Consider the following 15,190-nt stretch of genomic DNA (forward strand, 5'->3'; position numbering starts at 1 on the left):
TTCTGGCCGCCTCGCGAGACCCGTCGCGCGGACAGGCCTCGGCACGGCGGGTGCGATGGCGCAACCCTGCGCGCTTCGCGAGGCCGCGCCGCGCCATCATCGCCCCGCGTTACCGCTTGGTTACCGCGAAATTTCCTCACCGTGCCGACGCCGCAATTGCGCAGCGGTAGCGTGCTGCCGTCCCGAGGGCCTGCGCCGCTGCAACGCGATCGCGTCGCACGCGCGCCCCCCTACGGCGACGCGAAGCCACTGAACTCAACGAGGACCCGCATGAAACCAAGACGACTGCTGGTGCATGCCGCACTGGTGCTGTCGGTGGTCCAGGCCCAGGCCCAGACCGCCACGAGCGTTCGCGATGAATACGCAAACGCCGTTTCCGCCGCTCAATCCCCGACGGCCTTCGGCCCCGACCTGTTCGGCGAATCGGTCAACCTGAAGGACGGTGTCACCGTCTTCAGCACGACCGATGTCGCCGGACGTACCCAGAGCGGCCTGCCGCTCGCGGTGACGCGCACGCTGGGCGTGAACGCCGCCGACACCGACAAGTATGTGAACCCCGAAGTCGACGGCGAGCTGTTCGGCAACTGGAAGCTGGACGTGCCGGTGATCCACGGCACCTTCGACGAACGCACCGGCTGGGTCGTCGCCAGCAATACGCCGGCCTCGCGCTGCAGTTCCGGCTATACGCCGCCCGGCGTACCCAGCGCCTTCAGCAACTGGCAGATCACCTATCTGCCCGAACAGTACTGGCACGGGAACGAAATCAGCATCCCGGGGCATGGCAAGTATCCCTTGCTGGCGCTGCCTGCCGACCGCCCCCGCCCCGACGACGGCCAGACTTACGTCGGCACGACCCGCGGCGACTGGCGCGTGTCCTGCGTGCCGACGTTGAAGAACGGTTCCGGCGAGGGCTTCAAGGTGTCGCTGCCCGACGGCACCAAGTACACCTTCGACTGGATGAGTTCGCGCAAGGTCGCCGCCCTCAAGGACAAGCATTGCAAGGTGGCGTACTACAACGAATACAACGTCGCCAACTGGTCCTGGAGCTACTGGACCTTCGGGCCCAACGACCCCAGCGACCCCAACGACCCGAACGGACACTGGCGACTCAACCGCATGGACGGCGGGGCCTTGAGCGGCGGCTCGCGCGAGGTGAATTTCTGTCGTGAGGAGATCGTCGTCAACCGGCGCGAATATTCACTGCACGCGACCAAGGTGGAGGACCGGTTCGGCAACACCGTCACCTATGACTACGACCCGGCCAATCCCCGCCGTCTGCGCGCGATCACCGCCAGCGACGGCAACGCCATCACCCTGGCCTACGGAACCAACGGCAAGGTCAGCAGCGTCGTGCACAACGGCCGGACGTGGCGCTACGAGTACGGCGGCACCGACGGCACGGCGTTGACCTCCGTGACCCTGCCCGACAACAGCCGCTGGACGTTCCAGTACGGCGACTTGTATACGATGCTGCATCCGGACAACCAGCACATCCTGTGGGCGGATTGCGAACCGCACGTGCCCGGCCAAGCCACCGCGGACGTGACCATCGGCCACCCGACCGGCGCGGTAGGCGTCTTCAGCTTCCGCTCGATGATGCACGGCACCGATCGCACGCCCGGCGGCTGTTACCAGCCCGATCCCGACAAGCCACAGGTGGCGGAATTGAGCGAGCTCGTCATGGTGTACAAAACCGCTTCGCTGACGAGCAAGCAGATCAGCGGTCCGGGCTTGAGCCCCTCGTCCTGGACATATGCCTATTTCCCCAAGTGGAGCTGGAACGCGACCGGCTACGTGGACGACTGCAGCTTTGCCGCGGCCAACTGCGACAGCACTGTCACGACCGAAGTGACCGCGCCCGACGGCACGGTGACGCGCTCGACCTTCGGCAACGACTACTGGCACAACGCCGGGCAGCTGCTCAAGGTGGAGACGCTCAGCGGCGGCAGCGTGGTGCAATCTGTCACCAACACCTATCTTGCCAGCGCGACGGGGCAGCCCTTTCCGGATGCCGTCGGCATCGACCCCAATGTGCGCAACAACCGCCTGGTGACCGAGAAGAACCGCCCGCTCAGCGCCAGCGTGATCTCGCGCGACGGCGATCAATTCTCGCGCAGCGTGCAGTCCTTCGACGCGTACGCCCGCCCTGTGCGCGTGGTCAAGAGCAACTCCCTGGGTTATTCCCACGAGGACGTCACGGAGTACTACGACAACCTGCCGCTTTGGGTGCTGGGTCAGGTTCGGCGCCAGTACGTGCCGTCGACCGACGTCAACGCCAGCAACAGTGCGGGCAGCGTCATCGTCTCCGAGACCGAGTTCAATGCTCAGGCGCTACCCGTCAAGAATTATGCTTTCGGCAGGCTGCAGCAGGCCCTGACCTACACCGCCGCAGGCCTGCTCGCCACGGTCGCCGACGGCAACGGCAACGTCACCACGCTGCTCGACCACTACCGCGGCCTGCCGCGCATCGTCGTGTTCCCGGCGACCCCGGAATCGCCCTCCGGCTCCAGCGTGAGCGCCGAGATCGACGCCAACGGCTGGATCCGCGCGGTGAGCGACGAGACCGGCGCCAAGACCTGCTACAGCTACGACGCAATGGGCCGCACCACCGGCATCGTCTATCCGTCCGAGACCCAGAACGGTGTGTGCGATGCGTCCCGCTGGACGCCCGTCACCCAGGCGATCGAGCAGATCCCGGTCGAGGAGCACGGCCTGGCCGCCGGACACTGGCGCGTCCAACGCACCGAAGGCAACCACCACGTCAACACCTACCTGGACGCCCAGTGGCGCCCCGTGCTGGAGGAAAGCCTGGACGCGACCGACCCCGTCGGCACCGTGTCCCAGACGGTGAAGCGCTACGACGCCATGGGACGGCTGGACTTCACGTCCTTTGCGCAGCGCGGAGTCGGCAGCTATCTCGACGCCCTGCCGGGCAACCGCACCCGTTTCGATGCGCTCGGCCGCACGATCCGCACCGAGAGCGACAATGAGCTGGATGCTTCGCAACCGCTGGTCACCACGACCCAATACCTCGGCGGCTTGCGCACGCGCACGACCGATGCGCGCGGCACCACGACGCTCACCGCGTACCTCGCCTGGGACGAACCGCTCTACGACCTGCCGGTTTCCATCCAGATGCCGGAGGGCAAGACGATCGCCATCGACCGTCATCCGAAGTTCGGCTGGCCGCGCGCCCTGACCCAACGCAGCGCGGACGACGCCTTGCACGAAACCCGCCGCTACGTCTACGACGGCAATGCGCAGCTGTGCAAGACGATCGAGCCGGAAACGGGCGTGACGGTCATGGGCTACGACGCCGCGGGCAACCTCAACTGGAGCGCGAGCGGCCTGCCCGCCGCGTTCGCCGACTCCACCACCTGCCAGCAAGCCGAAGCCTGGAATGCCGGCCGCCGAGTGGTGCGCAGCTACGACGCGCGCAACCGGCTGCTCACGCTCGCCTTCCCCGACGGGCAGGGCGACCAGACGTGGACCTACACGCCCGCCGGACTGCCCGCGCGCGCCACCGCGTCCAACGCGAGCAACGGCGCCGGTGCGGTGTCGACCACGTATGCCTACAACCGGCGCGGCCTGCTCGTTGCCGAGACGCTGGCCTGGAACGGCAACCCGGCCGGCTGGACCATCGGCTACGACTACGACGCGCTGGGCCATCTGGCATCGCAGTCCTATCCGACCGGGCTCAGCATCGCCTACGCGCCCAATGCGCTCGGGCAGCCGACGCGAGCCGGCTCCTTCGCCAGCGATGCGCGTTACTACCCCAACGGCGCCCTGCAGCAGTTCAACTACGGCAACGGCCTGGTCTAGAGCATGACCCAGAACACCCGCCAGCTGCCGTCGCGGATCAGCACGGGCGGCATCGCCGACTACGTCTACAGCTACGACGCGAACGCCAACGTCAAATCCATCACCAGCCTGGGCAACGGCGGCCAGAATTTCTGGGTGATGAACTACGACGGCCTGGATCGCCTGCTCTCGTCCGATTCCACCGTCTTCGCCGGCGAGGGCGTGCACCGCTTCACCTACGATGCGCTGGACAACCTCACGTCCTGGAAGCTCGGCGGGGTCAAGGACTACGCGGCCTACGTCTACGATCCGACGACCTACCGGCTCAAGGCCATCCAGGACAGCTCCGGTGCCGAGGTACAGACCTTCGCCTTCGACGCCCAGGGCAACCTCGCCGCCAAGAATGCCCAGGCCTATTCCTTCGACTACGGCAACCGCCTGCGCAGCGTAGCCGGCAAGGAAAACTACGGCTACGACGCGCTGGGCCGACGCATGCTGACCGCCGCCGCGAACGGCAGCGCCACCACCGCCTGGCAGTACGACCGCGGCGGCACGCTGCGCTTCTGGAGCGACTGGAACGCACCGGGCTACAGCAACCAGAAAACGCACGAGAACATCTACCTCGGCGGGCAACTCGTCGCCACCGTGGATCGCCAGTGGCCGGGCAACGCGGTGATCGCCACGACCTACCAGCACACCGACGCCCTGGGCAGCGCTGTCGCGAAGACCAATGAAGCGGGCCTGCTGGTGCAGAACAACGACTACGATCCCTTCGGCGCCGTGATCGGGAAGCCCACCTATAGTGGGCTGGGCTATACCGGCCACGTCATGGATGGGGCCACCGGACTGACCTATATGCAGCAGCGCTACTACGACCCCACGATCGGGACGTTCCTGTCGGTCGATCCGGTCGCCGCCGATGCCAGCACGGGACGTCTCTTCAACCGGTACGCCTATGCGCTCAACAATCCCTACACCCTCACCGATCCGGACGGACGCGACCCCTTTGGCGACGATCCCGACAAGACTCGTCAACATGTGCCCATCGTTCGACTGAGCAGCACTTCTTCCTTGTTGGCCAACAAGCGGATTCGTGTTCGCGGCACGGCGGGCGTGGTCCTCGGCTACAAGATCAAGACCCCGGCCGGAAGCAAGAATGTGCATGCGGGCTCGATCTCGATCAGTGCTTCCGAGCGCCCCGGCGAACCACGCCGCAGCCGCACTTACGAATACCGGATCGAAGGCCCGGACATTCCCCTCGAGACCCCTTGGGGCGATCTTCACTACAAGGGCGGGACGAGCGTAACAACTTGGGACGGCCCGACGGGCCTGATCCGTGGTGCCAGGACCTACATAACGCGCCCGCAATTGTCGGGAAGCCTCGTCGATCGCATCCGCGGCCAGCTACCCTGGTCGGTGCCCACGCGGCCGGCACCAGCCGGCGCCACCGCGCCTCCCACGCTCAATGTCAGCAAAGGCTCGGCGGAATTTTCCGGCGGCGTAGGTGTCTTCAGCGGCGTGTCCTTGGAGCTGGAGAGCGTCTCCCCGCCGCCCCAGGAACGGGTGGATGTGCTGCCCCTGCCGGATTACGCCAGGGATGAACCCTAGCGCAGGGAAAGCTGTATCGGGCGCCACAGCGTAGTACGTGGCGCTGACGAAGGATCGCCTTGGCGCACAAGGATGTGCGCCGGGGCATCGAGGCCCGATCTCAGCGACGAGGCCAAGGTGCGGCTGTGGAAGCCGTTCGTCGTGCCGACGCGCGAGGCGCTGCACGAGCAGAACAAGGCCACCAAGCGCAGCTTCGGCATCGTCAAACCCGACAAGGGCAGCGTGAAGCTCCTCGGAACGAAGTCGCCTACCCGAGCCATTCGCCCCGACGCGCGCCTCAGCACTGTGGACGCGGCTCATTTCGATGAAGATGACGGACCTCGCTCGAAGAATGAAGAATGCCAAAGCCCGGACCGCCGCGACGGCCGACACACGCATGAGCTCGTAGGCCGGATCAAGTCGCGCAGCGGCGGATCCGGCGCTCTCGCGCCTTGATCCGCCCTACGAATCTCAGGGCATCCGGACACCCTGGCGCCTTTTTGCGTTCGCGTTGAGCGGAGCTCGCGCAGCGAGCGTAGTCGAACGCCCGCGACTTCGTGAAGCGTGCGGCGCATGGCCCTTCGACTCCGCGCCAGCGGCGTGCGCCCAGGGCGAACGGAAGTCGTGGAATGCGCGAAGGAGTGGAAAGGCCGGAAGCCTTCGGGAGGACCCGAAGGCTTCCGGCTTCCACGACTTCACTCAGGCCTTGCGCCTTGCATGCGCCGCCGCGCCGACCAATGCGAGCGTCATGAGCAGCAGCATCCAGCGGCTGTCGATCGGCGTCGGGATGGGCTCCTGGCCGGGGCCGACCGGCGTGACGGTGACGGTGGCTTGCGAGGTGCACGGCGGCGGCGAACCCGACGGCGCGCAGACGCTCGTGCCGCTCGAGGAGGCGTCGGCGACGTTGACGATGCTCGCGGGTGGCGTCATCAAGAGCACGGCGGTGATCGTGTAGGTCACGCCGGCGCCGGCGGGGAGCGTTGCGATGATTTCGGCGAGTGCGCCGGTGCCGGTCGCGTTCGGGCAGGTGGCGCCGCCCGTGGCCGTGCACGTCCATGCGAAGCTCCCGATGCCGGCGGGCAGTGGATCGGTGATCACCGTGTTGGTCGCAGCCGCGATGCCGACGTTGCTGACCGCGACCGTGTAGGTGACGGTGCCGCCTGGCGTGGTCGTCGCCGTGTTCGCGCTCTTCTGGATCAGCAATTGCGCCATGCCGGCCTGCGGCGTCACCGCGATCACCGCGCAGCTCGCGGGTGTCGGCGTGAGGCCGCAGTCGGCGGGCGTGGTGCCGGTTTCGTAGGCGACGTTGCGGATCAGCGTGACGCCGTCCGGGATCGGATCGACGGCCGTGACCGTGACGACGAGCGTGAGGCTGCCGTTGGCGGGGATCGCGAGATTGCTCCACGTCACGCTGTTGCCCGCGTACACGCCGCCGTTGTCCGCCGACACGAACACGAGGTTCGGATCGAGCGGGTCGGTGACGCCGAAGCCGGTCACCGCGCCGCCGCTGTTCGCCAGCGTGATCGTGTAGGTGAGCGACTCGCCGGGTTCGACGCTGCCGTTGTTCGACGCATCATCGACCGACTTGCTGATCGTGATCGCGCCTGGCGGTGCCACGGCAATCGCGGCGCAGTTGGCGGGCATCGGCGTGGTGCCGCAGAGCGGCGGCGTCCCGCCGGCTTCGTACGCGAAGTTGCCGATCTGCGTGACGCCAGGCGGCAACGGGTTCGCGACCGTCGCGACCAGCGTGAGCGTGAGGTTGCCGCCGGCCGGCACGGTGAGGCCGGACCAGCTCACGATGCCGCCCGCGAACGTGCCGCCGTGGTCGGCGCTCGTGAACACGAGATTCGGGTCGAGCGGGTCGAGCACGCCGTAGCCGGTGCGATCGGTCGTGCCGGTGTTGCTGAGCGTGATCGCGTAGACGAGCGTCTCGCCGGGCTCGGCGAGGCCGTTGCCCGAATCGTCGGCGACCGACTTCGCGATCGTCACGGCGCCTGGCACCGGCAGCACCGCGCACTGCGGACCGGCCGGCGGGCACGCGGGCGGCGTGGCGCCGGTCTGGTAGGCGACGTTGGCGATCGCATCGACGCCATCGGGGAGCGTGTCGACGACGGTCGCGACGACCGAGAGCTCGAGGCTGCCGCCCGCGGGAATCACGAGATCCTCCCACGTCACGACGCCAGCGGACTGCGTGCCGCCGTTGTCGGCGGAGACGAAGACCGTGTTCGCATCGAGCGTGTCGCGGACCGCATAGCCCGCGACGTCACTGCCGCCGGAGTTGCTCAGCACGATGGAGTAACTCAGCGCCTCGCCGGGCTCGGCGATGCCGTTGCCGTTCGCGTCGAGCACGGACTTCACCAGCGTGACCGAACCCGGCGTCGGCAACACCGCGCACTGCGGGCCCGCGGGCGGACACGTGGGTGGCGTCGCGCCGGTTTCGTAGGCGACGTTGGCGATCCGCGCGACGCCGTTCGCGAGCGGCGAGTCGACCGTCGCGGCGAGGTGCAGCACGAGGTTGCCGCCCGCGGGCACGGTGAGGTTGCTCCACGTGACCACGCCGCCGGCGAACGCGCCGCCGTTGTCGGCCGAGGCGAAGCTCGTGTTCGGATCGAGTGCGTCGGTGACGCCGAACGCGGTCGCGTCACTGCCGCCCGGGTTCGCGAGCGTGATCGTGTAGTCGAGCGTCTCGCCCGGTTCGGCGATGCCGTTGCCGTTCGCGTCGGCAACCGACTTGCTGATCGCGACGGCGGCAGCGGACTGCGTCGTGACCGTCGACGTGCACGGCGGCGGCGTGTTGCCGGGCACGCAGGTGCCGCCGGTCGTCGGCGTCGCCGTCGCGATGTTGGTGATGCTCGTCGGTGCCGGCGTCGCGACCGTGCCGGTCACGATGAAGACGACCGAGGTGCCCGGCGGCATCGTCGGAACCGTTTCATTGATCGGGCCCGTGCCGGTCGTGTTCGCGCACACGGCACCCGTGGCCGCGATGCACGTCCAGGCGCTCGAGACGATGCCGGCGGGCAGCGGGTCGTTGACGAGGGTGCCGTCGGCGTTCGCGGTGCCGTAGTTCGCCACTGTCACGGTCCAGCTCAGGGTGCCGCCCGCGACGTACGAAGGATCGTCGGCGACCTTCTGGATGCCGATGCGCGGCCCGACCGGGTTGCCGACCGTCGCCGTGCACGGCGGCGCGGTGTTGCCGGGCAGGCATACGCCCGCCGGCGGCATCACGCTCGCGACGTTATTGATGGTCGAGGCCGTCGGGTCGTCGTCGATCGTCGCGACGATCGTGTAGACGAGGCTAGCACCCGACGGAAAGGCCGCGATCGTCTCGTTGACCGAACCGGTGCCCGATGCGTTCGGACAGGCGGCACCGCCGCTCGCGCTGCACGTCCACGTCGCCGACGCGATGCCAGGTGGCAGCGTATCGGTGACAAGCGTGCCGGCCGCATCCGCGCTGCCGCTGTTGGTCGCGGTGATCGTGTAGGTGACCGTACCACCCGGGGTGAGCGGGCCGGTCGTGTCCGACGTCTTGGTCACGCTCAACTGCGGCACGGCGCCGCCGCTCACCTGCGCATCGCATGGTGCGGCCGTGTTGCCCGGCGTGCAGAGGCTGCCCGGTGGCGGATTGGCCGTCGCGGTGTTGGTGATCGTCGCCGGCGGATCGTCGGCGATCGTCGCGACGATCGTGTAGGTGACGAAGCTGCCCGGCGGGAACGCGGCAAGCGTGTCGCTGATCGCACCATTGCCGCTCGCTGCGCACACGGCGCCCGCGTTCGCGGCGCAGGTCCACGCCTGGCTCGCGATGCCAGCCGGCACCGGATCCTCGACCGTGGTGCCGTCGGCGTCGGCCGCTCCGGTGTTGGTCACCGTGATCGTGTAGGTCACGCTGCCGCCCGGCATGAGCACGCTGGTGTCGGCGGTCTTGGTGATGCTCACTTGCGGGTTCGATGTCACGTTCGCGGTCGCGACGCACGGCCCCGGCGTGTTGCCCGGCGTGCAGACGCTGTCGGCATCGACGGGCGCGACCGTGACCGTGTTGCTGACGATCGCGGGCGGGCTCGGCGCGACCGTCGCGGTGACGTCATAGGTGACGAAACCGCCGGCGGGGAACGTCGTGATGACGTCGCTGATCGCACCCGTGCCCGACGCACTCGTGCACGTGGCGCCGCCGCTCGCGCTGCAGGTCCAGGCCTGGCTCGCGATGCCGGCCGGCAACGGGTCGTCGACGGTCGTGCCGTCGGCGGCGAGCACGCCGGTGTTGCTGACGACGATCGTGTAATGGATCGTGCCGCCCGGCGTCACCGTGGTCGTGTCGGCGGTCTTGCTCACGCCGATCTGCGGTACCGGCGGCAGGCTCGCCGACGCCGAGCACGGCGGCGGCGTGTTCGCGGGCGCGCACGCACCGTCCGGTGGCGTCGCGGTCGCGGTGTTGTTGATGCTCGCGGGTGGCGTCGTGCTCACCGTCGCGACGATCGTGTAGACCACGCTGCCACCCGGTGGCAATGACGGGATCGTCTCGTTGAGGGCAGCCGTGCCCGACGCCGCCGGGCAGGTCGCGCCGCCGCTGGCGACGCAGGTCCACGACCAGGTATCGATGCCGTTCGGCATCGCATCGGTGACGAGCGTGTCGATCGCGTCGACCGGGCCGGTGTTGGTCACGCCGACCGTGTAGGTGACGACATCGCCCGGGATCACCGTGGTCGCGTCGACGCTCTTGTCGATGCGTACGAGCGGCTTGATCGACGTCGTCACCGTGCTCGTGTTGTTGCCGGGCACGGGATCGTTCGTGCCCGCGGGCGGCGCGACGGTGGCCGTGTTCGACAAGGGCGCGTTTGTCGCCGGCGAGGTCGTGCCGTTGATCGTGATGACGAGCGAGCCACCCGACGGCAAGGTCGGGATCGTGCCGCTGACGATGTTGCCCGTGACGGAGACCACGCCCGGACAGACGGCGCCGCCCGTGGCGTTGCCGCAGGTCGCGCTGGCGCCGGTGAGCGACGCGGGCAGCGGGTCGTTGAACGTGGCGCCGTTCGCGGCCGACGGGCCCGCGTTGGTGATCGTCAGCGTGTAGCTGATCGGACCGCCCGGCACGATGCTCGTGCTGCCGGTCTTGACGATCGACACGTTCGCGCTCGCGTCGAGCGTGTCGCTGTCGCTCGCCGAACCGGTCGCGCCACTCGGCACGTCGGTCGCGTTGACCGTGTTGACGAGCGGATTCATCGCGAGGCTCGAGGCGAACGTGACCGGCGCGCTGAAGGTGAGCGTGTTGCCGGCGCCGCCCGCGATCGTCGCGTTCGTGGCACCGAAGCTGCCCTGCCCCGCGCCACCCGTGACCGTGCCGCACGTCGCCGTACCGGCCGGCGCGCAGGTGACGGTGCCCGCGAGCGTGACGCCGTTCGGCAAGGTGTCGCTGACGTTGACCTGGGTCGCATTCGCCGCGCCGGTGTTGCCGACGGTGACCGTGTAGGTCGCCGTGCCACCCGGCGTGTAGGTCGTGCTGCCGTCGGTCTTGGTCAGGGCAAGCACGACGCCCGGCACGACGGTGTCGGTGTCGGTCGCCGCGTTGTTGGCCTGGGCCGGGTCGGAGACGATGCCCGGCGGCGTGATCGTCGCCGTGTTGGCGATCGAGGAACCCGCGAAGTTCGCCGCGAGCTGCGCCGTCACCGTATAGGTGACGGTGCTGCCGACGTTGATATTGATCGTGTCGTTGATCGCACCCGTGCCGGAGGCGGCACCGCAGCTCGCACCCGGGCTCGCATTGCAGGTCCAGCCGGTGAACGTCATGCCTGCGGGCGGCGTGTCGGCGACGGTGGCGGCGATCACGTTGTTGGGGCCGGCGTTGGCGACGGCGACCGTGTACGTCGTCGTCGTGCCGGTCGCGATGTCCGTCGCGCCGTCGGTCTTGGTGACCGACAGGTCGGCGCTACCGGTTGCCTGCAGCGTGGCCGTCGCCGGCAACGCATTCGTCACGCCCTGCTGCGAGGTGAGCGCGCCGGCCGGGATCGTGTTGATGAGGTTGCCGGCCGCGGTGCCCACGACATTGACCTTGAGCGAGCAGGTGGAGCCTGCGCTGATCGTCGCATTGGATAGGCCGACGCTGGTCGAGCCCGCGACGGCGCTCACGGTGCCCGCGCAGCCGGAGCCGGTGAACGAGGCGGCGGGAGGCGTCGCGACCATCATGCCGAGCGGCAGCGCGTCGGTGAGCGCGGCCTGGTTGAGGGCGATGTTGCCCGGGTTGGTGTTGACGAAGCTGATTGCGAGCTGGCTCGTCGCGCCGACCGCGACCGTCGCGGGCGTGAACGTCTTGTTGAGCGTGACGTTCGCGCTGGCGACGGTGAGGTTCGCCGCCGCCTGCCCGTTGCCCCACGCGCCCGCCGACGTCGGCCGGCTGCTGTTGGTGAAGCCCTCGTTGGTCGTCGCCGACTCCGCGGGTATGAGGTTCTGCAGCGTCCCCGGCGGCGTGCCGAGAGGCACGCGCACGTTGACCTTGATCGTGCAGTTTTCACCTGCGTCGAGGTCGATGCCGGAAAACGCGATCGTGGATCCGCCAGCCGGCGCGGAAACGGTACCGCTGTCGCATGTGGTGACGAGCCCGGAGGGCGTGTCGATGATCATGCCCGCGGGCAGGACGTCGGTGTCGCTGAGATTGGTGATCGGATCGACGCCGGTCGCGTTGCCCCTCACCATGCGGTTGAGGTTGATCGTGAGCGTCGACATGCCGCCGGGATTCACGGCGACCGGGCTGAACGATTTGCCGATCCCGACCGGCGTGACGATGCCGATGCCGTAGGTGATCGCCGTCGCGTTGCTGCCCATGTTGGTGACGATGTTGCCGGCCGGGATGCGGTTGGTGTGGCTGCCGAGCGACGACGGCAGCATCGGGATGTAGACGGCCGTGTCGATCGTGCACATGCCCGGCGTGGTGCCGTCGCCGGGCGGCACGACGCCACCGGACATCGAGATCGTCGTGCCGCCGACCGGCGCGGTCACCGTGCCGCCGGCGCACGTCGTCGTCGCCGGGGGATCGGCCACCGTGAAGCCGACGCCCATCGTGGTGAGGTCGTCGAGCAGCGACGTCACCGTGAGCGGCGAGCTCGCCGGATTGACGAGGCGGATGCTCATCGCATGGATCGTGCCGGGTGTGCCGATCAGCGAGCCCGCGTAGTACTCGTTGGCGATGACCTTGTTCGAGCCGAACAGCACCTGGTTCGGCGTGACGTTGAGGTTGGTGTTCACCGCGGGATGGCCGACGCCGCCGAAGCTGCCGGCCGGGATCGAATTGGTGAGATTGATCGCCGTCGTGCCGTTGTTGGTGCCGACGACGTCGACGCTGACCGTGCACGTAACCGAGCCGTTGGCGTTCTGCGCTACCGACGGCAACGCGCCACCCGCGAGTTGCAGGCTGCCCGCGCCGGGCGCGGCGGTGAGCGTGCCGCCGCAGGTCGTCGAGGCATTCGGCACCGGCGCGACCGTCATCGCGCCGGCGGCGATGTTCGGGAACGTGTCGGTGAGATCTATCGGCGAGAGCGGTGAGAAGTTGAGGTTGTGGATCGTCAGTGTCAGCGTCGACGTGCCGCCGCTGGTGATCGACGCGGGCAGGAATGCCTTGTCGACGCGCGACCCCGTCTGGACGGCAATCGACGCATTGATGGCAGCCGCGTTCGAGATGCCCTGGTCGTCGGTGATCGTGCCGACAGGCATCGTGATGCCTGCGTTGGCGAAGAAATAGACATTGGGCTGCGCGGCGATCATGTCGAACTTGATCGTGCAGTTGCCGTTGGCCGGGATCGTGCCGCCGCTGAGCGTTGCGGTACCGGCGGCCGCGTTGACCGAGACGGTGCCGCTGCCGCAGGTCGTGCTCGTGTTCGCCGGCGTCGCGAAGCCGAGCGTCGGCTGGGCGAGCGAGAACGTCAGGGCGGCGTTCGTGAGCGCAATCGTGTTCGCATTGTTGAGCGTGAGCGTCATCGACGCCGGCGGGCCGTTGCCCTTGAGGCGGCCGCCGAAGCCGGCCGGCCAGCTGATCGCGTAGCTGCCGGTGACCGGCTGCGGCGCGAGTACGGCGAGCGTCGCCGACGCCGCGGCGCCGTTGCTGCCTTGCGAACTCGTCACGCCGCCGGCGGGAATCGTGTTGGTGTAGCTGCCGAACGAGCTGCCGGTGACGGTCGCGGTGATCGCGCATGTGCCGCCGTTCGGCGGGATCGTGCCGCCGCCCAACACGATCGTACTGCCGCCCGCTGCTGCCGTCGCGGTGCCGCCGCACGTCGTCGCGACGTTGCTCGGCGAGGCCACGACGAGACCACCGGGCAGGGTGTCGGTCACGGCCGCTGCGGTCGCGGGCGAAGTTCCCGTGTTGCCGAGCGTGATCGTGATCGTCGACGTGCCGTTGACCGTCATCGACGGTGGCGAGAACGTCTTGTTCACCGTGACCGCGGCCTGCGCGGCGGACGCCGCGAGAAGCAAGACGGCGGCCAGCAGCGCAGCCAGTGGTTGATGGACGCTCCGCTGCCCGCGAACCGATGCGCGATCCCGCGACGGTGCCATGGTGCCCCGGCGCGAACCGTCGTTCGCGCTGCCCTTTTCCTCGCCCATGTGCTTCCCCATGTTGTTTCGGCAATACCGGACCGTCGCCGCTGCTCGCGAGCGGCGTGGGTCCAGCCCGGTGATTGCGTGTCGGACTGCGGCGCCATTCCGTCGCTTCCCAGCGACAGCGCCGATCTTTAATACTCCTATACAACGCAAATTGAGTATTCATGAACGGCGAGGCAAGGAAGTGTGCGCACCGTCACATGGTTCGGCATCGCGTGATGCTTGAGGGATTTTCCCCCTTTCAACGCATGGCGCGTCGCACCGATGCACGCGCCCGGACCGCGGTTTCAAACGGCGTGCGTGCGATGGGCGTGAGGGAATATCCGCGTTGACGCTGCGGCGTCGTCCTGCTTCGTCGCGTCGATGGGCATGCACGCCATGCCTCGTTCGCCACGCTCGCACGCCATTCCGCGCGGCGCATGAGACCCCGCTCCATGCCGCCGTGCGGATGACCCCTCATGTAGGCGCACCGTCGCGAACGTCGCGCATCGTTGCATCGCGACTGCGTTCCCGCTCCATGTACCCGCGCGGCACGCGATACCCTCTGCAGGAGCGCACCCTGTGCGCGACCGTCGCGCCCCGGTGCATCGAGACGCTGGGGGATGGGTCACGCCGAGCGGCGCAGGCGCTCCGGTTCGTACCGGTGCTCGGCCTCGATCGAACCGTCCTCACCGTGCAGCACGACCTGGACATCCCGTCCGTCTTCGTGCATGCGCGTCGCGCGCATGTGGGCTGCGGTTTGTGCCTCGTCCTTCGTCGCGAACGCGCCGATCGAATGCTGGCCTGCTTCTTCCACATGCCATCGTCCGTCGCCGCGATGCACGACGTGCATGGCGTAGCGGAGCGCGAGTGGATCATCGGTACGCACGGCTCACGCTTCTTTCGTGGCCGGACGCCGGGCGAGTTCGAGATAGGCCGCGCCGGCGACAATGCGGAAGGTGCGGAATCCGCAACCCGCGAGTTCATCGACGACGGTGCGCGCGACGTGGGTGGCGTGCGCCGCACCGAGGCCGAAGTCGACGTGGATGTCGATCCACACGAAGCCTTTCGGCGCCGTGGAGGCGCGTTCGAAGCGGAAGCTCGGCGTCGCGCGCGGAAGCGTACGGACGATGGGCTCATCGTCTTCGATTTCCACTGTGGCGACGACGGTCCAACTGCCGTTGGAGCCGCACAGGTTGCTCATGATGGTTCCCGTAGGCCCGCTGGATCAGATCGGGCTGGA

6 protein-coding genes are annotated in these 15,190 nt (G+C 68.3%); 3 read left to right on the forward strand and 3 right to left on the reverse strand.

Annotated features, from left to right (window positions below; all coding sequences use genetic code 11):
- Nucleotides 1-270 precede the first annotated feature (270 nt).
- From EV148_RS14840 to EV148_RS14850, 3 genes are all read left to right on the forward strand, one after another.
- Complete coding sequence (locus EV148_RS14840; RefSeq protein WP_131999630.1) at nucleotides 271-3,822, forward strand: RHS repeat domain-containing protein; 3,552 nt, start codon at nucleotides 271-273, stop codon at nucleotides 3,820-3,822.
- A gap of 3 nt (nucleotides 3,823-3,825) precedes the next feature.
- On the forward strand, nucleotides 3,826-5,409 hold the full coding sequence (locus EV148_RS14845; RefSeq protein WP_131999631.1) for an RHS repeat-associated core domain-containing protein: 1,584 nt from the start codon (nucleotides 3,826-3,828) through the stop codon (nucleotides 5,407-5,409).
- Nucleotides 5,410-5,526: 117 nt separating this feature from the next.
- The gene (locus tag EV148_RS14850) at nucleotides 5,527-5,844 is read left to right on the forward strand and encodes a hypothetical protein (protein ID WP_131999632.1); all 318 of its coding nucleotides are present in this window, start codon (nucleotides 5,527-5,529) and stop codon (nucleotides 5,842-5,844) included.
- A gap of 243 nt (nucleotides 5,845-6,087) precedes the next feature.
- Here the strand turns inward: EV148_RS14850 and EV148_RS14855 are convergent, their stop codons facing one another.
- From EV148_RS14855 to EV148_RS14865, 3 genes are all read right to left on the reverse strand, one after another.
- Nucleotides 6,088-13,803 (reverse strand): DUF7933 domain-containing protein, encoded by a 7,716-nt coding sequence (locus EV148_RS14855; RefSeq protein ID WP_206750693.1) that lies wholly within the window; start codon nucleotides 13,801-13,803, stop codon nucleotides 6,088-6,090.
- Nucleotides 13,804-14,575: 772 nt separating this feature from the next.
- Nucleotides 14,576-14,836: a DUF2188 domain-containing protein gene (locus tag EV148_RS14860; RefSeq protein ID WP_131999634.1), complete on the reverse strand. Its 261-nt coding sequence runs from the start codon at nucleotides 14,834-14,836 to the stop codon at nucleotides 14,576-14,578.
- Nucleotides 14,837-14,839: 3 nt separating this feature from the next.
- Nucleotides 14,840-15,151 carry a type 1 periplasmic-binding domain-containing protein gene (locus EV148_RS14865; RefSeq protein WP_131999635.1) on the reverse strand — a complete coding sequence of 104 codons (312 nt, stop codon included), beginning with the start codon at nucleotides 15,149-15,151 and terminating at the stop codon, nucleotides 14,840-14,842.
- Nucleotides 15,152-15,190 lie beyond the last annotated feature (39 nt).

It is taken from the genome of Dokdonella fugitiva, from assembly GCF_004342425.1.
GTDB lineage: Bacteria > Pseudomonadota > Gammaproteobacteria > Xanthomonadales > Rhodanobacteraceae > Dokdonella_A > Dokdonella_A fugitiva.